The 24,163-nt window shown below is 61.1% G+C and carries 24 protein-coding genes; 9 read left to right on the top strand and 15 right to left on the bottom strand.

Going from position 1 to position 24,163, the window contains the following annotated elements:
• From ACQZ5G_RS16890 to ACQZ5G_RS16880, 3 genes are all read left to right on the top strand, one after another.
• The gene (locus tag ACQZ5G_RS16890) at positions 1-810 is read left to right on the top strand and encodes an ATP-binding cassette domain-containing protein (protein WP_035263594.1); all 810 of its coding nucleotides are present in this window, start codon (positions 1-3) and stop codon (positions 808-810) included.
• 248 nt (positions 811-1,058) lie between these two features.
• Entirely contained in the window at positions 1,059-1,586 is a 528-nt protein-coding gene (locus ACQZ5G_RS16885) for a DUF992 domain-containing protein (RefSeq protein ID WP_003522107.1), read from the top strand.
• A 95-nt stretch (positions 1,587-1,681) separates the two neighbouring features.
• Positions 1,682-2,080, top strand: coding sequence for a c-type cytochrome (locus ACQZ5G_RS16880; RefSeq protein WP_448738351.1), 399 nt, complete (start codon positions 1,682-1,684; stop codon positions 2,078-2,080).
• 3 nt (positions 2,081-2,083) lie between these two features.
• Here ACQZ5G_RS16880 and recX read toward each other — a convergent pair whose 3' ends face one another.
• The 6 genes from recX to ACQZ5G_RS16850 all read right to left on the bottom strand — a co-directional run bounded on the left by recX (position 2,084) and on the right by ACQZ5G_RS16850 (position 8,162).
• Entirely contained in the window at positions 2,084-2,674 is a 591-nt protein-coding gene (recX, locus tag ACQZ5G_RS16875; protein ID WP_448738350.1) for a recombination regulator RecX, read from the bottom strand.
• 72 nt (positions 2,675-2,746) lie between these two features.
• On the bottom strand, positions 2,747-3,667 hold the full coding sequence (locus ACQZ5G_RS16870) for an SMP-30/gluconolactonase/LRE family protein (protein WP_448738349.1): 921 nt from the start codon (positions 3,665-3,667) through the stop codon (positions 2,747-2,749).
• 34 nt (positions 3,668-3,701) lie between these two features.
• Positions 3,702-4,649 (bottom strand): ABC transporter permease, encoded by a 948-nt coding sequence (locus tag ACQZ5G_RS16865; protein ID WP_080857657.1) that lies wholly within the window; start codon positions 4,647-4,649, stop codon positions 3,702-3,704.
• The gene (locus ACQZ5G_RS16860) at positions 4,646-5,587 is read right to left on the bottom strand and encodes an ABC transporter permease (protein WP_448738348.1); all 942 of its coding nucleotides are present in this window, start codon (positions 5,585-5,587) and stop codon (positions 4,646-4,648) included. Before ACQZ5G_RS16860 ends, ACQZ5G_RS16865 begins: the two co-directional genes overlap by 4 nt.
• A complete protein-coding gene (locus ACQZ5G_RS16855; RefSeq protein WP_448738347.1) occupies positions 5,584-7,047 on the bottom strand; it encodes an ATP-binding cassette domain-containing protein in 1,464 nt (487 codons plus the stop codon). Before ACQZ5G_RS16855 ends, ACQZ5G_RS16860 begins: the two co-directional genes overlap by 4 nt.
• A 98-nt stretch (positions 7,048-7,145) precedes the next feature.
• Complete coding sequence (locus ACQZ5G_RS16850; protein ID WP_003522114.1) at positions 7,146-8,162, bottom strand: ABC transporter substrate-binding protein; 1,017 nt, start codon at positions 8,160-8,162, stop codon at positions 7,146-7,148.
• Between the two features lie 304 nt (positions 8,163-8,466).
• Here ACQZ5G_RS16850 and ACQZ5G_RS16845 point away from each other — a divergent pair, with 304 nt between their 5' ends.
• Together ACQZ5G_RS16845 and ACQZ5G_RS16840 are read left to right on the top strand one after the other, a co-directional pair.
• Positions 8,467-9,702, top strand: a complete 1,236-nt coding sequence (locus ACQZ5G_RS16845) for a GAF domain-containing sensor histidine kinase (protein ID WP_448738346.1) — start codon at positions 8,467-8,469, stop codon at positions 9,700-9,702.
• 1 nt (position 9,703) lies between these two features.
• The gene (locus tag ACQZ5G_RS16840; RefSeq protein WP_003522116.1) at positions 9,704-10,426 is read left to right on the top strand and encodes a response regulator transcription factor; all 723 of its coding nucleotides are present in this window, start codon (positions 9,704-9,706) and stop codon (positions 10,424-10,426) included.
• Positions 10,427-10,429: 3 nt separating this feature from the next.
• Here ACQZ5G_RS16840 and ACQZ5G_RS16835 read toward each other — a convergent pair whose 3' ends face one another.
• Together ACQZ5G_RS16835 and ACQZ5G_RS16830 are read right to left on the bottom strand one after the other, a co-directional pair.
• Entirely contained in the window at positions 10,430-11,446 is a 1,017-nt protein-coding gene (locus ACQZ5G_RS16835; protein ID WP_448738345.1) for a DNA topoisomerase IB, read from the bottom strand.
• A gap of 103 nt (positions 11,447-11,549) precedes the next feature.
• Positions 11,550-12,776: a PQQ-dependent sugar dehydrogenase gene (locus ACQZ5G_RS16830; RefSeq protein ID WP_448738344.1), complete on the bottom strand. Its 1,227-nt coding sequence runs from the start codon at positions 12,774-12,776 to the stop codon at positions 11,550-11,552.
• A gap of 184 nt (positions 12,777-12,960) precedes the next feature.
• On the opposite strand from ACQZ5G_RS16830, the gene ACQZ5G_RS16825 reads away from it, so the two are divergent.
• The gene (locus tag ACQZ5G_RS16825) at positions 12,961-13,146 is read left to right on the top strand and encodes a hypothetical protein (RefSeq protein ID WP_003508485.1); all 186 of its coding nucleotides are present in this window, start codon (positions 12,961-12,963) and stop codon (positions 13,144-13,146) included.
• Here ACQZ5G_RS16825 and ACQZ5G_RS16820 read toward each other — a convergent pair whose 3' ends face one another.
• The 3 genes from ACQZ5G_RS16820 to ACQZ5G_RS16810 all read right to left on the bottom strand — a co-directional run bounded on the left by ACQZ5G_RS16820 (position 13,147) and on the right by ACQZ5G_RS16810 (position 15,177).
• Entirely contained in the window at positions 13,147-13,773 is a 627-nt protein-coding gene (locus ACQZ5G_RS16820) for a class I SAM-dependent methyltransferase (protein ID WP_003522119.1), read from the bottom strand.
• Between the two features lie 8 nt (positions 13,774-13,781).
• Positions 13,782-14,450 (bottom strand): pseudouridine synthase, encoded by a 669-nt coding sequence (locus ACQZ5G_RS16815; protein ID WP_448738343.1) that lies wholly within the window; start codon positions 14,448-14,450, stop codon positions 13,782-13,784.
• 139 nt (positions 14,451-14,589) lie between these two features.
• Positions 14,590-15,177, bottom strand: coding sequence for an IMPACT family protein (locus tag ACQZ5G_RS16810; RefSeq protein WP_059755910.1), 588 nt, complete (start codon positions 15,175-15,177; stop codon positions 14,590-14,592).
• Positions 15,178-15,230: 53 nt separating this feature from the next.
• On the opposite strand from ACQZ5G_RS16810, the gene ACQZ5G_RS16805 reads away from it, so the two are divergent.
• Positions 15,231-16,475: a TIGR03862 family flavoprotein gene (locus tag ACQZ5G_RS16805; RefSeq protein WP_448738342.1), complete on the top strand. Its 1,245-nt coding sequence runs from the start codon at positions 15,231-15,233 to the stop codon at positions 16,473-16,475.
• Here ACQZ5G_RS16805 and ACQZ5G_RS16800 read toward each other — a convergent pair.
• The 3 genes from ACQZ5G_RS16800 to ACQZ5G_RS16790 form a co-directional block, all read right to left on the bottom strand.
• Positions 16,467-17,528: a quaternary amine ABC transporter ATP-binding protein gene (locus ACQZ5G_RS16800; protein ID WP_448738341.1), complete on the bottom strand. Its 1,062-nt coding sequence runs from the start codon at positions 17,526-17,528 to the stop codon at positions 16,467-16,469. The two genes, ACQZ5G_RS16805 and ACQZ5G_RS16800, sit on opposite strands and share 9 nt — an antisense overlap.
• Positions 17,521-18,408 carry an ABC transporter permease gene (locus ACQZ5G_RS16795; RefSeq protein WP_035263623.1) on the bottom strand — a complete coding sequence of 296 codons (888 nt, stop codon included), beginning with the start codon at positions 18,406-18,408 and terminating at the stop codon, positions 17,521-17,523. Before ACQZ5G_RS16795 ends, ACQZ5G_RS16800 begins: the two co-directional genes overlap by 8 nt.
• Before the next feature lie 220 nt (positions 18,409-18,628).
• Complete coding sequence (locus tag ACQZ5G_RS16790) at positions 18,629-19,627, bottom strand: ABC transporter substrate-binding protein (protein ID WP_448738340.1); 999 nt, start codon at positions 19,625-19,627, stop codon at positions 18,629-18,631.
• On the opposite strand from ACQZ5G_RS16790, the gene ACQZ5G_RS16785 reads away from it, so the two are divergent.
• Positions 19,605-19,892: a hypothetical protein gene (locus ACQZ5G_RS16785; protein ID WP_128286937.1), complete on the top strand. Its 288-nt coding sequence runs from the start codon at positions 19,605-19,607 to the stop codon at positions 19,890-19,892. The genes ACQZ5G_RS16790 and ACQZ5G_RS16785 overlap by 23 nt on opposite strands.
• 101 nt (positions 19,893-19,993) lie before the next feature.
• Positions 19,994-22,969: a PAS domain-containing protein gene (locus ACQZ5G_RS16780; protein WP_448738339.1), complete on the top strand. Its 2,976-nt coding sequence runs from the start codon at positions 19,994-19,996 to the stop codon at positions 22,967-22,969.
• Positions 22,970-22,986: 17 nt separating this feature from the next.
• Here ACQZ5G_RS16780 and ACQZ5G_RS16775 read toward each other — a convergent pair whose 3' ends face one another.
• Entirely contained in the window at positions 22,987-23,931 is a 945-nt protein-coding gene (locus ACQZ5G_RS16775; RefSeq protein WP_448738338.1) for a 2-hydroxyacid dehydrogenase, read from the bottom strand.
• Positions 23,932-24,163: the final 232 nt, after the last annotated feature.

The raw sequence follows: 24,163 nt of genomic DNA, 5'->3' as shown, positions 1-24,163 counted from the left end.
ATGGGTCAGGCAGCACTTGCCGTCGATTATGACGATATTCCGCTTTTTTCTCTCGACGGCGTGACGATGGAAGTGCCGGGCAGGACATTGCTGCAGCCGCTGACGGCCAGTTTTGCGACCGGCAAGACCATCGGCCTGATCGGTCATAACGGTTCGGGAAAGTCCACGTTGCTCAAGATTCTCGCACGGATTCAGGAGCCGACGGCGGGCAGGGTCTCATTCGAGGGTAAGGCGCTCGGCGCCTGGGGCAATCGTGAATTTGCGCGAAAGCTCGCCTATCTGCCGCAATATACGCCGGCCGCCTCCGGCATGCTGGCCAAGGAACTGGTGGCGCTCGGCCGTTATCCCTGGCACGGCGCGCTTGGGCAGTTCACCAAAGCCGATCAGGAGAAAGTGGACGAAGCCATCGAACTCACCGACACCGTCGCCTTCCGCGACCGGCTGGTGGATACGCTTTCGGGCGGCGAGCGCCAGCGCGTATGGCTCGCCATGCTGGTGGCCCAGAACGCCGAAAGCCTGCTTCTCGACGAACCCATCTCCGCACTCGACATGGCGCACCAGATCGAGGTGCTTTCGCTGGTGCAGAGACTGTCGCGCGAAAAGGGTCTCGGCGTCATCGTCGTGCTGCACGACGTCAACATGGCGGCACGCTTCTGCGATGAGATCGTCGCGCTTCATTCCGGCCAGCTGATTGCACGGGGAACGCCGCAGGAGATCATGACGCCGGAGACGCTGCAGCGCATCTATGGCGTTCGCATGGATGTCATGACCCATGCCGCCACCGGCTTTCCCGTCGCCCTGCCGCTTTGAGGTTGTTGCAGCAAAACAACGGCCGGCAACGCTGGCTGTTGATGGCGATTCCGCACGCATTTCCCGCCCTAACAATGTCTTAATGGCATCCTACCGCCATTAGACATTGTTAACCGTTCCGCTTTCATCGCCTCCAATTAAGTTGTTTTGGATCGATTTCAGGGAACAAACGTTAACAGTGCGGAATTCAATATCCGGAGAGGGCAAGAAGGGCTGCTGCGGGTAGGAATAAAACAGGAGAAAATCAGATGAAAAAGGCTGTTGCCGTAACTTTTGCCGCATTGACGATGGGCCTCGGCGGAACCGCATCCGCCCTCGCTGCCGACCTTGCAAGATATGAGCCGGCTCCGCAGGAGCAGGACGATCGCAACGGCGTCAAGATCGGTTACCTCACCTGCGATATCGGCGGCGGCGTCGGTTACGTTCTCGGCTCGGCCAAGGAACTGGATTGCACCTTCCAGTCCACCATGGGCGCCCGTCGCACCGACCATTACACCGGCGCCATCCGCAAGATGGGTGTCGACCTCGGCTTCACCACGCAGGGCCGTCTGGTCTGGGCCGTTTTCGCCCCGACTGCCGGTTACCACCGCGGTTCGCTCGGCGGCCTTTATCAGGGCGCAACGGCTGAAGTCACCGTCGGTCTCGGCGTCGGCACCAACGTTCTCGTTGGCGGCACGTCCGGCTCCATCCAGCTGCAGACGGTCAGCGTGACGGGTCAGGTTGGTCTCAACCTCGCCGCCACCGGCACCTCCGTGACGCTCACGGCCATGAACTGATCGGCAAAGTGCCCGGCCTCGGTCGGGCATTCTGTCGCATATCAAAAAACGCCCTCTTCGTTGTCAGACGGAGAGGGCGTTGTATTATCCGGGCCATGATGTCCACTTTCAGAAGTGTGGCGGCAGTGACCGCCTGTTCTTTCCTTTTGGCGACAGCCGCTTTTGCCGAGGGCGATGCGGCCCATGGGGAGAAAGTCTTCAGCCGCTGTTCCACCTGTCACAGCATCGACACGCCACGCACCCGCATGGGGCCGCATCTGATGGGTGTCGTCGGCAGGCCGATGGCTTCCGTGGCCGATTACGGCCACTATTCTCAGGCGCTCAAGGATGCCGGCGCGGCTGGCCGGGTGTGGTCGGAGGAGGAACTGCAAAAATTCATCGCCAGCCCGAAAAAGGCGATACCGGGAAATGCGATGCGCTTTTTCGGGCTGTGGAGCGAAACCGATATTGCGGATCTGATCGCCTATCTGAAAACGCATCCCATGCCGCAATAGCGGTCAGAGCGGTGCTTCAGCGATAATCTCTTCCGCCTCTTCGAAGGTCATCGCCATGACCTTCGCGCCGATCTCGAAGCCGAAGCCGTTACGGGCGAAAGCGGAGAATTCCTTGGCCTTGCGTTTCTCGTCCAGTTCGACACGGCGAAACGGCCCGAAGGCGCGCTTGCGGGCGAAGATGACGGCCGCGACGAGATCGTTTGTTTCCTGCAACGCGACCGTAGCCGTTTCCCGGGCGATGCCCTTGATCTGAAGTTTCTGCGCGAGCCCGCGTTTCGACTTGCCGCTGCGCTGGCCGCTCCGCACAGCGATTTCCGCGAAAGCTGTGTCGTCGAGCGCCTTGATGCCATAAGCGAAAGTTACGGCAAATTCCCCGAGCGCCCTGACCTGCGCCGGGCTGATATCCTCGAATTTTTCCCGCGCCTTGCGCATGATGGCGTCGCGCAGCTGCTTTTCCGTCATCATGCGCTGTTCCAGCCGGTAAAGAGCGGAATTGCGCGCCCAGGAAAGCATGCGGCTGGTGGGCTCGACTGCCGGCGTGTCGCCGTCCTCGGCCATGTCGTCGGTCAGGAAGGGGCTGGAATCGTCATTCATTCCGCTTTTATAGCGCGGTGAAGCCGTCTTGCCAGTTCCTTCCCGGCCCGTTTCCTCCGGTTTTTCAGTAGCTCAGGGCGTTTGCGCGCCGGTTGCGGCGACATAGACTGAATAGAGCGATTTCGTCGCGGTGATGAACAGGCGGTTCCTTTTCGGGCCGCCGAAAGTGAGGTTTGCGACCGTCTGCGGCACCTTGATCTTGCCGAGGAGCGTACCTTCGGGGGAAAAGCAGTGAACGCCATCGCCGGCGCTGGTCCACAGGTTACCGGCCGTATCCAGACGGAAACCGTCCGGCAGGCCATTGTCGAGGTTGCAGAATTCCCGGCCGTTGGTGAGCTTTACGCCATCCACCACATCGAAGACGCGGATATGGCGCGGGCGGGAGACATCGTGGCTGTAGGAACTGTCCGCGACGTAGAGCTTCGTCTCATCAGGCGAAAACGCAAGGCCGTTCGGCTGCATGAAGTCGTCGATAGCGACCGTTACCTCTCCTGTCGCGGGATCGAGCCGGTAGACATTGCGCGTCTTCTGTTCAGGTTCCGCCTTGTAGCCCTCGTAATCGGACAGAATGCCGTAGGTGGGGTCGGTGAACCAGACGCTGCCATCGGATTTGACCACCACGTCATTGGGCGAGTTCAGCCGCTTGCCGCCGTAGCTGTCGGCAAGAACCGTGATCGAGCCGTCGACTTCGGTGCGGGTGACGCGGCGGCCGCCATGCTCGCAGGAAACGAGCCGCCCCTGCCGGTCGCGGGTATTGCCGTTGGTGAAGTTGGAGGGCTGGCGGAATACCGAGATCCCGCCGTCCGGCACCCAGCGTAACATGCGCTCATTCGGAATATCGCTGAACAGCAGGCAGTTCAGATCGGCAAACCACACCGGGCCTTCGGCCCAGCGGCAGCCGGAATAAAGCTCTTCCAGCTCGGCATTGCCGACGATCAGATGGCGGAAGCGGTCATCGTGGATTTCGTAAGGGGAGGTCTTTTCTGTGGTCATGAGCGTGGTCCGCTTGGGGCTTGTCGTTATGGGTTCAGCGCGTGGCCTTGGGGCCGCTTGCCAGAAGAATGACGGAGATGATGATGAGGCCGGTAAGGATGAGGCGGATGCCGGCGCCGAAACCATAGGTATTCAGCATCGATACCACCAGGAACATGAAGAGCGAAGCGCCCCAGATGCCGGGCACATTGGAATCGCCGCCCGCCACCGCCGTTCCGCCGATAACGACGACGGCGATGGACATCAGCAGATATTCCGAGCCCATATTGAGCGCCGCCCCGCCGGAGAAGCTGGCGAGCAGATAACCGGCAATCGCCGCCAGCACCGCGCAGAGCACATAGGTGACGAAACGTGCGCCGTCCACCGGAATGCCGGTCATGCGGGCGGCGAAGGTGCTCTGGCCGATGGCGGAAATCCAGCGGCCGTAAAACGAGCGGTCGAGCAGCAGCCAGGCGATGACCGAGAGCAGCAGGGCCACGAGGGCGACATTCGGAATGCCGAAGAAACTTGATGTGGTGAACGTGGCCAATGTTTCCGGCGGCTTGATGCGCAGGCCGCGGTTCGACCAGATGGCGATTGATTGCACGATGAAGCTCATGGAGAGCGTCGCGATGATCGGCGGGATGCGCAGGAGCTTGATCAGCGCATAATTGCCGATGCCGATGGCGATGCCGATCAGGATGGCGATCAGCAGTCCGGGCAGGATAAGTCCGTCGGACACATCCATGAATTTGAGCGCCAGCGTGCCTGACAGCGTCATCGTGGCAGGAACGCAGAGGTCGATATTGCCCGGTCCGAGCGTGATGACGAACATCTGGCCGATGCCGACGATGACCGAAAAGGCTGCGAAGGTGAGTGCGGCATGCGACAGGCCGAAGGAGCTTGCGCCGCCGGTGAAAAGCACGGTGACGATCCAGACGACCGCCGTTGCGGCAAACGACCAGATCCATGGTTTTCTGGTGAGGGAAGACAGCCCGTTCATTGGTTTTTCTCCCGCTTTTCAAGACGGTTGAGCAGGATGCGCAGCGCCAGTACGATGATGAGGATCGCCCCCTGCGCGCCGATCTGCCAGTCGGGTGAAATGCGCATGAAGGAGAGGAACGAACCGGCGAGCGTCAGCGTCAGCGCGCCGATGACCGCGCCTATGGGCGATACCCTTCCGCCGACGAATTCGCCGCCGCCGAGAATGACGCCGGCAATCGAGAGCAGCGTGTAACGCAGCGCGATATTGGCGTCGGCCGATGTCGTCAGCCCGACAAGGGCGATACCGGACAGCACCGCGAAGAAACCGGCCAGCGCAAAGGTGCCGGCGCGAATGCCGACGACCGACCAGCCGGAGCGTTCGACCGAGCGGAAATTGCCACCGACACCGCGCATCAGCACGCCGAAAGAAGAGCGCATGACGATGTAATGGGCGACGACCGCGATCAGGATGCTGGCGACGATGGCGATTGGCACGAAGGGCGGTTTCGCCGTCATCAGCGTGCGAATGAAGGCGGGCGCCTGGCCGCCGGGCGAGGGGAGAATGAGAACGGCGAGGCCGCCCCAGACAAAGCTCATGCCGAGCGTGACGACGATGGAGGGCAGGGCGCGGATATGGATGATGGCGCCAAGCAGTGCATAGACCGCAATCGCACCGGCAAAAATCGCAATTCCGAGGATGGGCGTGGTTTGCAGGAAAGTGGCGGTCACACAGGCGCAGAAACTGACGAAGGTGCCCATCGACAGATCGAGATCGTTGACCGACATGATCAGCATCTGCGCAATGGTGGCGAGCGCAATCGGCACCGCCAGATTGAACAGCAGGTTCATGCCCGTATAGCTCATGGCGCGTGGCTGCATGTAGAAGACGGCGGCGAGCAGGAAGGCGAGCGAGGCGGCGGGAATGATGAGGCGGAGCGCGTTTGCCGAGAGTTTCATGCGTGGTCTTCTCCGGCAAAGGAGGCCGCCAGCACATTCTGCTCGGTAATATCGTCGCCGACGAGTTCCGCCTGGATGGCGCCGTCGCGGAACACGTAGACCCGGTCGCAGAGACGGATTTCGTCCATTTCGGTGGAGTACCAGATGAAGGTGCGGCCGTGGGAGGCTTCGGTTCTCAAGATGTCGTAGACCTCCTGTTTGGTGCCGATATCGACGCCGCGCATCGGGTCGTCCATCAGGACGGTGCTGGCGGTGGTGGCGAGCGCGCGGGCGAAAAGCACCTTCTGCTGGTTGCCGCCGGAAAGGGAGAGGATCTTGTTGCCCATGTCGGGCGTGCGGATTTCGATGCGCTTTTTCCATTGCGCCCCAAGCTCGGTTTCCTTGGCTCTGTCCACCATGCCTGCGGCTGAAATATCCCTGAGCGAGGCGATGGACAGGTTTTTGAGGATGCTCCACAGCGGGAAGGTGCCGTTCAGGCTACGGTCGCCAGCGACAAAGGCGATATCGGTCTTGCGCGCGGGTATCCAACTGCTGTTCTGCGCGAGATAAAGATCGAGAAGCGCTTCGGTCTGGCCATGGCCGCCGAGACCGGCAAGGCCGACGATCTCGCCGCGAAAGGCCTCGAAGGCAAGGCCTTCGCCCCGGCGTGCCGGCATGGAAAGCACCTTCTCGCCCGCCTTGCGGCTTTCACCCCGCCGCCTGTCCTGTTCCTTGACGACGCTGCCCATGGCTTCGACCAGCGAGCGGGTGGTGAAGTCGGCTGCCTTCCGGTCAGCAACCACCCGGCCATCCTTCATCACCACGATACGGGTGGCCGTCGAAAGAATTTCGCCGAGAATATGCGAGATCAGCAGAACCGAGCCGCCATCACGCACGAAACGGCGGACATAATCCATCAGCTGCTCGGCAAGACCGGCATCGAGGGAGGACGTTGGCTCATCGAGGATCACCAGTCTCGGCGCGTGCGGTATGCGGCAGAAATTGATGGCGATTTCCACCATTTGCCGTTCGGCGATGGAAAGTTCAGCGATGGTCAGCTCGCAATCGATGCCGTGGCCGGGGAAAATTTCATCCAGTGTCTGGCGGATCGTCGTCAGTGCACGGCCGCGCCAGTTTCGCCCACCCGTGGCGGCATGCATGATGCGGACATTTTCGCTGATCGTCAGGTTCGGGCAGAGCGACAGTTCCTGAAACACGCAGCGAACGCCGTTCGCGCGCGCGGCGGCAATGCCATGGCGGTTTTCGTTGCCGCCATAGGAAACGGAACCCTCATGCGGCGTCAGCCCGCCATTGATGACGTTGACGATGGTGGACTTTCCCGCGCCGTTATGGCCGACGAGCCCGAGGCATTCCCCTGTGCGGATGACGAGATCGGCCCCATCCAGCGCTCTTACCGCGCCGAACACGACCTTCACGCCGCGCGCAGCGACGACCTCTTCCGCCTCGATGATGTCATTCATGAGCAACTACGCCAGTGATGTGAAAATCGGATAATGTGTGACTATTGCGGCGCCCGTTCCGGGAGCGCCGCAATAGCCAGGCTCTGGGCCGATCCGGCCTATTTGGCCGATGCGATGGCCTTCTGGGCGTCTTCCTGCGAATATTCCACATTCGCCACGCCGCCCTTCTGGGTCGTCTTCAGGTTTTCCTCGAGATTGGCCTGGTCGATGCGCAGGAAGGGCACGGTCAGGTCCTTCTTCACATCCTTGCCGTCGAGGATTTGCTGGGCCACCCAGAAAGCGAGCGTCGAGACGCCGGGCGCGATGGAGACGGACATGGTCTCGTAACCGCTTGCGTCCTTCTGCTGCTTCCACCATTGCAGCTCGTCTTCGCGGTTGCCCATGACGATGGTGGGTGTCGGGCGCTTGGCGGCGGCGAAAGCCTGTGCCGCGCCATAACCGTCGCCGCCCTGCGTCACGACAGCCGCGACTTCCGGAAGGCTCGGCAGAATGCCGGCGACGGCGCGCTGCGCAACGTCCTGCGCCCAGTCGCCATTGACGGAACCGACGATCTTGAACTGCGGGTTCTTGGCGACGCCGGCGGCGATGCCGGCGTGGATTTCATCATCCACCGAAACGCCGGCGAGGCCACGGATTTCAAGCAGGTTGCCGCCCTTCGGCATGGCCTTGGCGAGATAATCGATCTGGCTTTCGCCCATCGCCTTGAAATCGACCGCGATGCGCCATGCGCAGGGCTCGGTGACGATGCCGTCGAAGGATACGACGGTGATGCCGGCATCGCAGGCTTCCTTTACCGCGCCGTTAAGGGCGGTGGGCGAAGCGGCATTGATGACGATGGCGTCGTAACCCTGAAGAATGAGGTTCTGGATCTGCGCGGCCTGTTCGGTCGCCTGGTTTTCGGCTGTGGTGAAGGCGTCAGCGGCGGCGACCTGCTTGTCGGCAACTGCCTGCTTGGTGATCTTGTCCCAACTCGTCAGCATTGCCTGACGCCAGGAATTGCCGGCATAATTGTTTGAAAGCGCGATTTTTTTGGCCGACGTATCGGCATGAGCGGTGATCGGCAAAGCTGCGCATGCGACAGCGGCCGATGCCAGAAGCATCTTCCTGAAAGCCATTTGATTTCCTCCCTCGTGGCTTGCCCTTTTCGAGCCCGGAATTCTCGCACGCCGCAAATCTCCTCGGCGGCAGGTGGAATTCCTTTGCACTGGAGCTCCTTTCCCCAGTAGAAGCGAGAATGACCAAGAAGATTTGGCTTGTATAGGCGGATCGCGGCAATCTTCCTGCGGGTTTCCGCAGAAAGCATGCGGGAACCCGCAGGACGAAACGCCACTGCCGGGCGCAGAATGGATGATGCGGCGCCCAAGGGATTGAATCTTCGCCGCGATGGTCGAAGGCAGGCGCTTGGGAGGGCGTCCGCACATGCTGGATACGCCGAAAAGCGCTCTTTTTCATCATTATATGGGCATTTCGCGGCTGCTTGCCGGGCAGCTGGAATTTAATGCCATCATCCAGGCGGTCGCCACCGAGATCAGCCATATCATCCCGCATGACCATATGGATGTCTGCATCAAGCAGCTGGATGACAAATATCACATCGCCTATGAGAGCGGTCTCGTCAGCGCCTGGAGCCGGCAGCCGCCCGCCCTTTTGACCGGCAGCCCGATCCGTTCGCTGCTGTCAGGCGAGGTCGAATATCTCTTAAGCGGCGACGCCTGTTCCGATCCGCGCTTTCATTTCGAAGGGTCGTTTTCAAGCCCGATCATCGAACTCAACCTGCATAGCCGCCTGCATGTGCCGATGAAGGTGCATGGCGACATTATCGGCGCGCTGAGTTGCTCCTCGCACCAGTCGGACGCCTATACGATGGAGGATGTGGCGAATGCCCGCGCCGTCGCCGATTTGCTGGCGCCCTATTTCTACGCCATCCGCGCCGCCGAGCAGGCCAAACGCTCCGCCATCGAGGAGGCGCGCGCCAATGCCCGTGAGGAGGGCCTGCGTTTAGGCGCGCTGCAATTGACCGAGGCGCTGGAGGCCGAACGGCAGCGGATCGGCATGGATCTGCACGACCAGACGCTGGCGGACTTGACGCGGCTGGCGCGGCGCATCGAGCGCATGAGCCATACCCCCGACCTGTCAGGCGAGATGCTGGAGCCGGTGGTGCGCAGCCTGCAGCATTGCATGCAGGATCTGCGCGAGATCATCGAGGAGGCGAAACCTTCGATCCTGCAATTGTTCGGCGTCGTTGAAGCCATCGAGACCTATGTGGACCGTTCCGTGCGCGATAGCGGATCGGCAATCGACTGGTCGGTGACGGATGAGACGGACGGGCTGGTGGAAAGGCTGGACAAGACGGTGGCCATCTCGCTGTTCCGCATCGTGCAGGAGGCGGTCAATAACGCCATTCGCCATGCCCAGCCCGAAGCGATTGCCGTGAAATTGACCGCAATCGACGGCGGCTTGCGGGTGACGGTCAGCGATGACGGCAGCGGTGGTGGCGAAGGCGAGGCTTCCGGCGGCCTCGGCATCGGCAATATGAAGACGCGAGCGCGGCTGATTTCGGCGAAATTCGATATTGGCGGCAATGGCACGGGAGCGGGAACCCGCATCACCGTCACCTTGCCGGCAGGCGCTTTCGACCGGCGGGAGGAGTTGTGACATGGATGTGCTGATCGTCGAAGACGACGCGCTGCACCGCGCCTATCTGAACGAGGCGGTGCGTGCCGCCCTGCCGGAATGCGACAAGGTGCTGGAGGCGGCAAACGGAAGAACCGGCGAAAAGCTCGCGCGGGAAAACCGGGCCGCCCATATCGTCATGGATTTGCAGATGAACGAGCGCAACGGCATCGAGGCGGCACGCACCATCTGGAAGGAAAGGCCGGATACCCGCATCCTGTTCTGGTCCAACTATTCCGACGAGGCTTATGTGCGCGGTGTCTCCCGCATTGTGCCGGAAGGGGCCGCCTATGGTTACGTGCTGAAATCCGCCTCCGACGACCGCCTGCGGCTGGCGCTGCGCAGCATCTTCATCGAGGCGCAATGCGTGATCGACCGGGAAGTGCGCGGCCTGCAGGAAAAGAGCCTCGGCAAGGCCCATGGCTTTACCGATTCCGAATATGAAATCCTTGTCGATGTCGCTCTCGGCCTCACCGACAAGGCGATTGCCCGCCGCCGCAATCTGTCGCTGCGCAGCGTGCAGAACCGGCTGCAAAGTCTCTATGAGAAGCTGAACGTGCATCAGGCCGCCGGCGATGACGAGGCGGAAGGCCGGTATAATCTCAGAACCCGCGCGGTTACCGTCGCTTTCCTGCGCAAGTTGCTGAATTACAGCGCGCTGGAAAGGGCCGAGCGGGAGCTGGCGGAATGGGCCGGCAGCCGCTGATCCTCAGGGCAGAAAGGCAAGCAGCCGTCTTTCATCCGCCCTGAGGCCGGAGACGGGCTTTGCCCCGACCTTCAAGATGCGGCCGAGTTTTTTCTGCGCTTTCTCTTCCGTGGCGATATCGAGGACGGCCGGGTGCACATAGCTCTTGCGGCAGATGGCGGGTGTGTTGGAAAGCTCCGCCGCCGCTGCCTCGCACATGCCCTTTATGCTCGGTTTGTCGCCCGCCGCCACATGTTCCATGGCGTTGCAGAAGGCGGCGAGCGTTCCGCCCCAGGTACGAAAGGTCTTGGCGGAAATGCCTTGCCCGCCGATGCGGGAGAGGTAAGCGTTAAGGTCGCTGGAATCGACCGAATGCACCCGGTTTTCACTATCCTGCCAGACGAAGAGTTCCTTGCCGGGCAGATCGGCGATCTCCTCGAGGATTTTCTGCAGGCGCGGGTGGCGCAATTGCCGTTTCACCTTCTGTCCGCCCTTGGCGGCAAACCGCAGCTCGATTGTTTCACCGAAGGAGACGTGCCGCTTGAGCAATGTCGTTGCGCCATAGGTGCCGTTGGTTTCGAGATAGGAGCGGTTGCCGACGCGCAGATAGGCGGCATCGAGCAGCAGCGTGAGCGCCGCGAGCGTCATTTCCGGCCCATGATCCTGTTTTTCTATATCGGCGATGGCGCGGCGGCGAATGGCGGGCAGAGCCCTGCCGAAGCTTTTGAGCTGGAAGAATTTCGTCTCGCCCCGGAGCGCGTGCCAGTCGGGATGATAACGATATTGTTTTCGCCCGCGGGCATCGAAACCCGTAGCCTGGAGATGCCCTGATGGGTCGATGCATATCCAGACGTCTTTATAGGCGGGCGGCACGCCGAGCGCCTTGATGCGCTTCAGTTCGACGCTGTCGGAGAGAAGTTCGCCGCCCGGAAGGCGGTAACAGAAACCGCGTCCGCGTTTTTCGCGGGTAATACCCGGCTCCTGATCGTTGACATAGGCAAGTCCGATTTTGGCAAGAAGGCGGGTGGGCGGTTGTGGCATGGTTTTTTCCGGCAGGTTTCACGCTGCGGCAAACGAAAAACAGGCCGCCTTCGTTCCGGCGGCCTGTCGCTCCAATCGTGAGTTTTCTCAGCCGGCCTTTTAATCAGCCGGCCTTGGCGATCCGCAGAATCTGCGAGTTCCCGCCGCCGCGCTCTTCGGTCACGGCATAGATCGCGCCATCCGGACCGATCTTTACGTCGCGAATGCGCGCTTCCAGCGGCAGCCGGCTTTCGGTGGCAACCCTGTCGCCATCGATATGCAGGATGACGAGACCCTGGCTCACCAGACCGCCGACGATGAAGGCGCCCTTCCATTCGGGAATCTGGTCGCCGTCATAATAGGCCATGCCGGAGGGGCCGATGACCGGGTCCCAATAATAGACCGGCTGTTCCATGCCTTCCTTTGCGGTAACGCCTTCGCCAACCGACCTTCCGCTATATTCGACGCCATAGGTGATGACTGGCCAACCGTAGTTCAGGCCGGCTTTCGGCAGGTTCAGCTCATCGCCGCCCTTTGGCCCGTGCTCTACCGTCCAGAGCCTGCCCTCACCATCAAGTGCCGCAGCCTGCAGGTTGCGGTGGCCATAGCTCCAGATTTCGGGGAGGGCGTTCTTCTGGCTGGCGAAGGGATTGCCTTCAAAGGCCTTGCCCTGCGTATCGATGCGGAAGACCTTGCCGAGCCCGCTCGACAGGTCCTGCGCCTGCACCCGCGGTTTTGAATCCGAACGTTCTCCGACGGTGACATAAAGCTCGTTGTTCGGCCCGAAAACGAGGCGGGAGCCGAAATGTTTGTCGCCATCATAGGTCGGCATCTGGCGGAAAATCACCGAGACATTGTCCAGCTTTGCCGCGCCGCCCTCCTCGGTCAGTTTCGCCGAGGCTACCGACGTGCCGTTGCCGCCATCGCGCGGTTCGGAGAAGGAGAAGAAGATGGTACGCGATGTTTCGAAATCGGGAGCCAGCGCGATGTCGAGAAGGCCGCCCTGTCCGTCGGATGCCACCTCAGGCACGCCCGCGATCGCCGGGCCGGCCTTGCCGTCGGCGACGATATGGATCGCGCCTTCCTTGGCCGCGACGATCATGCGGCCATCGGGCAGAAACTCCATCGACCACAGATGCGGCAGGCCGTCCGCGATCACGGTTTTTTCGACGCGTGGCTGGGTGGCGGCCTGCGGCGCGCGGGTCTGGCCCTCAAAAGCCGGTTTCTGATCCGGCGCATTCGGACGTTTCGTTTCGGCGGCCGGGGCCTGGGCCTGCGCAACACCGGCAAGCGGCACGGCGAGCAGCGCACACAGGATCGTCGAACTCAGAAATCGGTTGTTATGGAACATGGGTCTCCCTTCCGTCGTTTACATCAGGCAGAGAACCATTTGGGGAGGATTTCGTTTCCTGCGATAGTTTCAAGAAAACTTGATCACGCCGTGTGCAGGTGGCACGCTCTTTTCTCATCCATGCGAATTCATAAGGAACCGCAAGGCGCAAGCGACGTTTGGCCTCTGTTATACGGAGGGCGCCATGCAGATCATCGACAACAAGACCATTGACGGGAACAGAACCAAGCCGATCCTCAACGTTGCGGAATTCTGCCGGCGTTACCGGCTGGACAAGGCCGAGGAAACCCGGCTCAGAAAGCTGTTCGGCGAGTTCGCCTCGCGGCACGAGCTTTTGATGAATGCGCAGCGCAAGCCGAGCTTCCGCTGATCATTCCTCCGGGTCGAGAGATTTCCCGAAGATCATGAAGACATCATAACGGGTGTTCTTGCCCATTATCTGATGCGAAGGCTTGCGAATGCCCGGCATCGGCTCGGCGCGGAGCGGCCATTTCAGAACCACCCGTTTCGTCGCATTCTCCAGTGCAGCCTCCATCAACTCCACCTGATCCGGGTCGGAGCCAACCAGTTCTCTGAGCACCCGCATCTCCTTTTTCACCAGCGCCGTGTTGTGGCGCGGCGGATGCATGGGGTCGACAATCACCACCTCCGGTGAAAGCTCTTTCAGCAACTGACGTGAATCTCCGTGAAGCAGCGTCATGCGCGCCGCCGCCTCGGCATAGGCGCCGCCAGCCTCCAACGCGCGGCGAATGCCGTCCGCAAGATGGGCATGCATTCCCGGCGAGCGTTCGATCAGCGTTACTTCTGCTCCGAGTGAAGCCAGCAGAAAGGCGTCGCGCCCGAGGCCTGCGGTCGCATCCACGATTTTTGGCGTGCGGCCCTTTGTGAAACCCGCGGCTTTCGGCAGAGCCTGTCCGCGCCCCTCGCCGGAGCGGAAACGGTGTCCGACTGCACCGCCGACAAAATCTACCACGAAGCTTTCGTCTTTTTCTTTCATCGCAGGCCTCAGAACGGGCAGGGCACGGTATAGGTGACGTCACGGCCATCTGGATGGCGGAACCCGACCTCCTGCGCATGCAGCATCAGGCGCTGCGCGGCGGCGAGCGCTTCGCCTTCGGCATAAAATTCATCGCCGAGGATCGGATGGCCAAGTGCCTTCATATGCACCCGCAATTGGTGGGTGCGGCCGGTAAGGGGGGTCAGCGCCAGCCGCGTTGCCGGAAGCGGCAATCGCTCCAGCACCCGCCAGAGGCTCTGCGCCGGCTTGCCGTTCTCGCGGTCGACCCGGTGGCGTGGCTTGTTTTCGGGATCGATGGCGAGCGGCAGGTCGACTTCCCCTGCTTCTCCGGCAACCTCTCCCCAGACAATGGCGACATAGGATTTGCGTGTCTGGCGGCTTTCAAACTGCGACGCAATCGCCGCATGCGCCTTGCGGTTCAGGGACATCAGCACGATGCCGGAGGTGTCCTTGTCCAGACGGTTGATCATCAGCGCTTTCGGGAACTGTTTCTGCACCCGCGTCATCAGGCTGTCCGAAAGCGCCGGATCGCGCCCCGGCACCGAGAGAAGTCCGCTCGGCTTGTCCAGCACCAGCAGGTCGTCGTCGCGGTGCACGATGGTGAGCCAGGGGTCGAGTGGCGGATGATAGACGGGGTTGGAAAGCTCGGATGACATGTCGCTTCCTTAGCACGAATTGCGCCTTCGGACAGGCGCTAGAGCATTTCCAGGAAAAGTGGACCCCGGTTTCCGTCCGGAAATGCGCCAAAACAAAGAGTTAGAGTGTTTTCGCGCTTCGAAGAAAAGCGAAAAAACTCTAGTCGGGAATGTGGAGATTGACGCGACCGCTGGTCAGGTCGCTTAAAAGCCGGGTGAGCCGTTCGGCTTCCTCCGCCGGAACCGAAAGCAGCATATCCGCGCCGGTGCCGGTGAAATCTTCCTTTTCCACACGCAGGTTCTGTGTGGCGGAAAGGCGCGATTTCACCAGCGCCAGATCGGAGAAGGGGCAACTGAGCGTCGCGCTGACATAGGCGATGACCGGCGAGGTTTCGCCAAGCCGCAGGCAGGCGGCCGCCGTGCCACCATAGGCGCGCATCAGCCCGCCGCTGCCGAGGAGAATGCCGCCGAACCAGCGGATGACGAGAACGGCGACATTGTCCAGCGCCTGACCGTCTATGGCCTGAAGGATCGGTTTCCCGGCCGTGCCCGAAGGTTCGCCGTCATCGCTGAAACGATAGGTCTGGCCGCTTCGCCAGGCCCAGCAATTATGGTTCGCGTCGGGATCGGAATGCGCCGCAAGAAAGTTTTTCGCATCCTCTTCGCCCGTCACCGGCGCGGCAAAGGCGATGAAGCGGCTTTTCTTGATATCCTGCGAAAAGGTGACGGGTCGGTCGAGCGTGAACATGGGCGCTTCAATATCGCATATATTCGCATGCGGAAATCGGTATAAGGCTCGGAATGGCGAAGATGGCGATGGAGAAGGTTTTGAGCGAGGCGAGGCAGGTCGCGATTATCGGCGGCGGACCGGCGGGGCTGATGGCGGCCGAGATGCTTTCGGCCGCAGGCCATGCCGTGACGGTGTTCGAGGCGATGCCGACCGTGGCGCGCAAATTGCTGATGGCTGGAAAATCCGGCCTCAACATCACCCATGCCGAAGACTATGACAGCTTCCGTCACCGGTTCGGCGATGCGGAACGGAGACTGCGCGCCGCTCTCGATGATTTTACGCCGGATATGCTGCGCGACTGGGCGCAGGGGCTGGGGCAGGAAACGTTCGTCGGCACCTCGGGCCGGGTGTTTCCCACCGTCATGAAGGCCTCGCCGCTGCTGCGGGCATGGCTCGCCCGGCTGGAGGCGCAGGGGGTAACCATCAGGACGCGGCATCGCTGGACGGGTTTTTCCGGCGAACATCTGGTTTTCGCGACACCGGAGGGCGAGATCACCATCAAGGCCGATGCCGTTCTTCTGGCGCTCGGTGGCGCGAGCTGGCCGCGTCTGGGCTCCGATGCCGCGTGGGTTCCGGCGCTGGCGGAGAAAGGCGTGGCGCTTTCCCCGTTCCGCCCCGCCAATTGCGGTTTCGACGTTGACTGGAGCAATGTCTTCCGCGCGCGTTTTGCCGGTGAAGCGGTGAAATCCACCATCACCATTTCGCCGGCCGGAGCCTTTCAGGGCGAATTCGTCATCACGAAGCATGGTATTGAGGGCAGCGTGATCTATGCCCATTCCGCCGCGCTGCGTGACCGGCTGGAAGAGGCGGGCAAAGTGTCGCTTGCAATCGATCTTGCGCCGGGACGTACGGTCGAACGCCTCAGCCGCGATCTGGCGAAGCTCGGGCGGAAGGAGAGTTTTGCAAACCGCATGCGCAAGGCGGCCGGCTTATCGGCAGTGAAGGTCGGGCTTCTGCGGGAAATCTTTCCCGATATAGCGGCCATGCCGGATGAGTTCGTCGCCGCGAGAATAAAACATGCCGAGATATCGCTTTTGCGGACGAGACCGATTGCCGAGGCGATTTCGTCCGCCGGCGGTATCGCGTGGAGCGGTCTTGATGAGAACTACATGCTGGAAAAGCTCCCCGGCATATTTGCTGCCGGGGAAATGCTGGATTGGGAAGCGCCGACCGGCGGTTATCTCCTGACCGCCTGTTTCGCCACCGGCAGGGCCGCCGCAAAGGGCATGGCCGTGTGGCTTGAAGGCTCAGCCTGACAAGCGTTCAGCCGCGCCTGCTTCCTCACCATGTGCGGTCCTGACGAGGCAGCGCATGATGGCATCGGTGGTGACGGCGCCGAGCGATTTGCCGTTTTCTCCGACGACCGTCGCGCTGCTGACATTTTCCCGGACGAGCGCGCGCAGGCCCTCTTCAACCGTCATATCGGCATCGAGCTGAAGCCGCGACTGGCCGGAAAATTCCGGCTGGACGATGGCGCCGAGACGAATGACCCTGCCGCGATTGACCTCCTCCACGAAGGCCTCGATATAGCTGTCAGCCGGTGACATGACGATTTCGGCAGCCGTGCCCTGCTGGATGATTTCGCCGTCGCGCAGAATGGCGATCTTGTCGCCCAGCCGCAGGGCCTCATCGAGATCGTGGGTGATGAAGACCACGGTTTTTTTCAGTTCCTTCTGCAGTTCCAGCAGCACCGTCTGCATATCGACGCGAATGAGCGGATCGAGCGCCGAATAGGCTTCGTCCATCAACAGGATTTCGGCATTGTTAGTGAGCGCCCGCGCCAGGCCCACACGCTGCTGCATGCCGCCGGAAAGCTGGTTTGGATAATGGCTGGAGAAGCCTTCCAGCCCGACGCGCCTGATCCAGACTTCCGCCCTTTCCTCCCGCTCGCGCTTGTCGACGCCCTGCACTTCGAGGCCGTAGACGACATTCTGCAGCACGTTGCGGTGTGGCAGCAGGCCGAATTTCTGGAACACCATCGCCGTCTTGTGGCGGCGAAACTCCAGCAGATCCGCTTCGTTGAGGCGACACACGTCCGTGCCGCCATAGAGGATTTCGCCGGCGGTCGGGTCGATCAGCCGGTTGACGTGGCGGATCAGTGTCGATTTGCCGGAACCGGAAAGGCCCATGATAACGGTGATCTGCCCGCCCGGCATGGTGATGTTGATATCGCGCAGGCCGAGCACATGGCCATGTTTGGCGTTGAGATCGGACTTGGACATGCCGGCCTTGACGGGTTCGACATAGTCGGCCGCCTTGGGGCCGAAAATCTTGTAGAGGCTGCGAATTTCGATCGATTGACTAGCCATGCGCCACTTCCCGGTGTTTTTGCAGGCGAAGGCCATAGGCCTGGCTGATGCGGTCGAAGATGATGGCGATGCCGACGATGGCAAGCCCGTTGAACACGCCGAGCGTGAAATACTGGTTGGCAATGGCCTTCAGCACCGGCTGACCGAGGCCCTGAACGCCGATCATGGAGGCGATGACGACCATGGCGAGCGCCATCATGATGGTCTGGTTGATGCCGGCCATGATGGTGGGCAGTGCGAGCGGCAGCTGCACCTTGAAAAGCTTCTGGCGCTTCGAAGAGCCGAAGGCATCGGCCGCCTCCAGCACGTCGCGGTCGACCATGCGGATGCCGAGGTTGGTAAGCCGGATCATCGGCGGAATGGCATAGATGACGACGGCGATGACACCGGGCACGCGGCCGATGCCGAGCAGCATGACGACGGGAATGAGATAGACGAAACTCGGCATCGTCTGCATCACGTCGAGAACGGGATTGACCACGCTCTGCAGGCGGTTGGAGCGCGCCATGGCGATGCCGATGGGCAGGCCGACGACGATGGACAACACGGCGCAGACGAAGATCATCGAGACCGTCTTCATCGTGTCTTCCCACATGCCGAACCAGCCGATGGCGAAGAGAATGCCGCAACAGAGCGAAACAATGGTGGCGCTGCGGCTGCCGAACCAGGCAAGCGCGCCGACAATAAGAATAACGACCGGCCAGGGTGCACCGATCAAAAGCCTTTCCGCCCAGATGAGGAAGCTCTGAAGGGGAGTAAACAACCCCTCGATTGCGCCGCCATAGGTTCGGGTGAAAGCCCGGAACCCCTCGTCGATGACTTTTTTCAGCGCGCGCAGAGCATCGTCATTCATGGTCGGAAATTTGAAAAGCCATTCCATATCCTGTTCTCCATGACGAACCGGAGGCGGGGATGGATATCCTCCGCGCTCCGGGAGTAAAATCGTCAGAGCGCCGCGCATCCGTCAGGACGCAGGGCGGAACGCTCTGTTGAACCGGCGCATCGTCACCGGAAAGCCGGGAGGCATTCCAGGGCCGATGCGGGCGCGGCGTCGCCGCTGGCGGACGCCGTTTGCCGGGCAGATATGCAGGGACCGGCTTTTAAAGGGCGGCCTTTACCTTTTCCGCGACGTCAGGAGATACCCAGCCTGTCCACAGCGCTTCGTTTTCCTTCAGGAAGTGCTTGGCGCCGTCTTCACCGGTCGCCTGGTTATCCGTCATCCAGGCGATCAGCTTGTTGACGGTGTCGTTGGTCCAGGCGCGCTTGTTCAGATAGTCCATGGCCGGGCCGGCACGATCGGCAAAGGACTTGCTGACCAGCGTCTGCACGTCGTCCACCTGCCATGCGTTCGGCTTCGGGTCGGCGCAGTCGGCGACGGATGTGCAGCGCTTCCATTCAGCGGCATCATAGTCGGCGCCGAAGCCGAGCTTCACCATCTCATATTTGCCGAGCAGCGAGGTGGGCGCCCAATAATAGCCGACCCATGGCTGCTTGGCTTCGTAAGCCTTGGCGATGGAACCGTCGAGACCTGCGGCGGAGCCGGTGTCGACGAGGGTGAAGCCGGCCTTTTCACCGCCGAAAGCCTTGAACAGCTGCGCGGTGACGACAGTGCCGCCCCAGCCCTGCGGGCCGTTGAACACGGCGCCCTTCGACTTGTCTTCCGGCGACGGGAAGAGCTCGGGATGTTTGAAGAGGTCCGGAATGGTCTTGAGATCGGGATTGGCATCTGCGAGGTATTTCGGGATCCACCAGCCCTGAACAGCGCCATCGGAAAGGATTTTTGCGGCCGCGACCACTTTGCCGCCTTCCAGACCCTGCTTGACGATTTCCGGCTGCAGGCTGACCCATGCCTCGGGGGCAATATCCGGCTGGCCTTTTTCGGCCATGGAGGTCAGTGTCGGCACGGTGTCGCCGGTCACGATTTCGGCGGAGCATCCATAGCCCTTTTCAAGAATGAACTTGTCCAGGTTGGCGGCAACTTCGGCGGATTGCCAGTTCATGCTGGCGATTGTCACGTTTCCGCAGTCGGCAGCATAGGCTGCGCCGCCTGAAAAGGCGAAGCCGGCGGAAAGAATTGTGGCACCCAAAAGTATTTTCATTTTTGTTCCCTCTGGTCGCGGTGTGGCGAAGACCCGGGTGCTGACGGCACCGCGACCGCCAGCGCCTTTATTGAGGCTTAATAATTGCTTTCTGGCCGTTCCGTTTGCGGCAGATTCTGGCGTATTGAGGATGGCAATTATCAATCAATTATCCGGTCCCGCGAATGCGAGCCTGAAATCTGTGGTGTGGAGACACCGAATTCGCCGCGCCCCTGCGCTGGCGCATCCCAATATTTCGGAAGAGTGGAACTTTTTCAGTATTTGAAGAAACCCGGGGGAACAATAAACGGAAGTTTCTGTTTTCTTGGACTTTTATCTTGTTCTGTATTACGGGAGATTTCCTCTCGGTTTTTGTGGTGATGTTGAATGACCAATCTTCGTGCTGCCCCGGTATGGCCGATCGGTGGTGGTGAAACGGGTGAGCTTGTGCGCCGCTTCGACTGGTCGAAGACATCGCTCGGTCCTATTTGCGAATGGCCGCAAAATCTGAGGCAAAAAGCCAATTCCGTCGTCAATTCCCCCATTCCGCAGGTGCTGATGTGGGGCAGGGATCATGTGATGATCTATAATGACGGCTATGCGGAGATCGCCGGCAATTATCACCCGCAGGCGCTGGGCGGAACCGTGCCCGGCATCTGGCCGGAAATATGGGACTGGAACAGCCGCATTCTCGAAGCCGGTTTTCGCGGTGAGGTCATGGCCTATCGCGACCAGCCGATGACGCTGATGCGGCATGGCCTGCCGGAAGAGGTGATCTTCGATCTGTTCTACACGCCGATCTACAACGAGGGCGGCGCGGTAGACGGCGTTTTATGCACCGTGCTTGAAAATACCGACAAGGTGAAAGCCGTGGAGGCGCTGGAACAGAGCCGCAAGGAACTGAGCCGGCTTACCAATGCCCTGCCCATTCTGGTCGGATATGTCGACCGTGACTACGTTTATAAATTCGCCAATGACGGCTATCTGGAATGGTTCGGTCGCCGCGCCGAGGAGGTGATCGGCCGCAGCGTTCCCGAAATCGTCGGCGAGGCGTTTTTCGAGGCCCGCAGGACCTATCTCGACCGCGCACTCAGCGGCGAGAAGATCGTTTCGGATACTGTGATCAGCAGACCGGACGGCAGCACGCGCGCCGCCGAAATCCGCTATGTTCCGCGTTACATTGCCGATGGTTCCATCGACGGCATCTATGTGCTGATCATCGATATCGAGGAGCGCAAGCGCTCGGAGCGGGAAATCCTCATCAGCAACAATCGTTTCCGTGCTGCGGTGGATGCCGTGCACGGCGTGCTGTGGACCAACAGCGCCGAAGGAATGATGCTGGGCGAACAGCCCGCCTGGAGCGCTTTGACGGGTCAGACTCCGGAAGACTATCAGGGTTTTGGCTGGGCGGACGCGGTTCATCCCGACGACAGGCAGGGGTCTGTCGACAGCTGGAACAAAGCGGTTGCGGAAAAGTCGACCTATATCTGGGAACATCGGGTGCGCCGCCATGACGGCGTCTACCGCACTTTCGCGATCCGTGGCGTGCCGATTTTCGACAAGGCCGGCGCCATTGCCGAATGGGTCGGCGTCCATACGGATGTCACCGAACAGCGGCGGGCCGAAAACACCCTCAAGGAACATGCGAGCAATCTCGAGCGCGAAATTCGTCACCGCATCCGGGCAGAAGAGCAGCTTCGGCAATTGAACGAGAGCCTCGAGGCGCGTGTCGAGGCGGAAATGGCCGAGCGTCGCCAGACCGAAAAGGCGCTACAGCAGGCGCAGAAAATGGAATCCATCGGCCAGCTCACCGGCGGCGTGGCGCATGATTTCAACAATCTGCTGCAGGTGATCGCCGGCAATCTGCAATTGCTGTCGAAGGATGTGATCGGCAATGAACGTGCGGAGCGGCGGCTGGAAAACGCGCTTGCCGGCGTTCATCGCGGCGCAAAGCTGGCCAGCCAGCTTCTGGCCTTCGGCCGCCGCCAGGCGCTGGAGCCGCGCGTCATCAACATCGCCCGTTTCGTAACCGGCATGGACGATCTGCTTCGCCGCTCGCTCGGCGAGGCGATCGAGGTGGAGGTCATCACCTCGGGTGGTCTGTGGAACACCTATGCCGACCCCAACCAGGTGGAGAATGCTCTTCTCAATCTGGCCATCAATGCGCGCGACGCCATGGAAGGACAGGGCAAGCTGACCATCGAGGTCGGAAATGCGGTTCTCGACCGCGATTATGCCCGCAAGCACTCGGAAGTTTCTGCGGGGCAATATGTGATGCTCGCCGTCACCGATACGGGTTCGGGCATGTCGCCGGAAATTCTCGAAAAGGTCTTCGAGCCGTTCTTCTCGACAAAACCGGAAGGCAAGGGCACGGGCCTCGGGCTTTCGATGGTTTACGGTTTTGCAAAACAGTCCAGCGGCCACGTCAACATCTATAGCGAGGTGGGGCAGGGCACGACGGTGAAGATGTATCTGCCGCGCTCCGCCGCCGATGAGGACAGGGAAGTGGTGATGCCGACCGGCCCCGTGGAGGGCGGCACGGAAACCATTCTTGTGGTGGAAGATGACGAGGAAGTGCGCAACACCGTCGTCGAGACCTTGAGCGATCTCGGCTACCGCGTGCTGACTGCCCGCGATGCGCAGGCCGGTTTGACGGTGGTGGAAAGCGGCATTCCGATCGATGTCATCTTCACTGACGTGGTGATGCCCGGACCGTTGAAAAGCCGGGAAATGGCGCGCCGCGCGCAGGAACGGCTGCCAAACCTCGCCGTTCTCTTCACCTCGGGTTACACCGAAAACTCCATCGTGCATGGCGGCAAGCTGGATGCTGGGGTAGAGCTTCTCTCCAAACCCTATACGCGCGAATCGCTGGCGCGGCGCATTCGCCACGTCATCGCCAACCGCAAGCAGGTTTCGCTGTCGAGAGCGCGGCCGACATCGGCTCCGGGTTCGTCCAAACTTTCCGAGCCGGTCAGGGCGGTCGAAAATCAAAACCGGTCCATACGCGTTCTTCTGGTCGAGGATGACGAGTTGATCCGGATGAATTCAACGGAGATGCTCTCGGAGAGTGGCTTTGCCGTCGTCGAGGCCGGAAATGCGGCGCAGGCGCTAAAGGCTATCGAAGCGGATCAGATCGATGTTCTCGTCACCGACATCGGCCTGCCGGACATGAAGGGTGGCGAACTGGCGGTGGAGGCCCTGCGCCGCAAGCCGGGGCTTGCCATTGTGTTTGCGACGGGAGACAGCCATTTGCCGGAAGGAGCGCCGGCAAGCGCGGTTCTCTTGACCAAACCCTATGACGAACAGCAGATCGTCTCCGCCGTTGAACAGGCCCATACGGCCAAGTCGGTGGCGGCCGAATAGGCCGCCTTGCCGCCGGCTCAGTAACCGCGGGCCATGTCGACCGTCTCCGGCAGCCCGCCCGTTTCCCGCCATGTGCGGACATTGCCGGCGACGATCCGGGCCGAACTTTCCCGGCTTGTCGGCGCGGAAATATGCGGCAGGACGGTAACTCTGGGGTGTTGCCAGAAGGCGGAAGCGGCGGGCAGCGGCTCCTGCTCGAAGACATCGAGAACGGCGTGCGAAAGCCCGCCGGAATCAAGCGCCGCAATCAGGTCGTCGGCGACAATGACCGCGCCGCGGGCGAAATTGATGAGTGCCGCGCCCTGTTTCATTGCGGCAAGGCTGCCGGCATCAAGAAGACCGCGCGTCGCGTCGGTAAGGGGCACGAGGCAGACGAGAATGTCGCTCTTTTTCAGCAATGCCTGCAGCCCGGCATCGCCGGTCAGCGTTTCTACGCCCTCTATCGCCTTGGCCGAACGGCTCCAGCCTGCAACGTTGAAACCGGCATGGGTGAGGCGCTCCGCCGCAGCCGTGCCGAGGGCTCCGAGGCCGAGGAGACCGACGGTCATCTCACCGGGGTGGCGATAGTCCAGCTCCTGCCAGAGCGCCTTTTTTTGGTTTTCGCGATAGGCGGGCATGTCGCGCTGCAGATAATAGGTCCATGCCAGCACGGCTTCGGCCATCACGCGGGAAAGCTCCGGGTCCTTCAGCCGAACGATGGGGGGTGCCTTATCGCCCAGTTCCAGCACCAGCCGCTCGACACCCGCCCACAGGCTGTGGATCCATTTGAGGCCCGGAAGTGCCGCGATATCGGCCGGATCGGGATTTGCGACGATGGCGAAATCCACTGCCCGGCGCTGTTCGCCTGTCAATTCGGCGAAGGAAAGGATTTCTTCCTGGGGCATTGCGGCGCGCAGCGCCTGTTTCCAGACGGCTTCCGTTTCCGCATTCATCCGTGAAACAAAGGCGATGGGTGATGGCATGGGACTGATCCTGCTTGCGATTTTAGCTTTACGCCATCAATGCGTAATTTCGGCGGGCAATACCATGGGTGTAATGGGGGAATTTGTGATTCTTCCGTCATGCCGGACTAGATCCGGCATCCAGCCGCCGCGCGTCTGCGCGGCGCCAAGACTTCTTTTCAGCCCAACGACTTGGGCTGGCTGTACCCCGGCTCGGGGCCGGGGTGACGGAGTGTAGATGCAACCGGCCTGT

Source organism: Agrobacterium sp. 22-214-1, from assembly GCF_053522465.1.
Note: the sequence above shows the minus strand (reverse complement) of the source record. Positions and strands in the feature narration are given on the sequence as shown.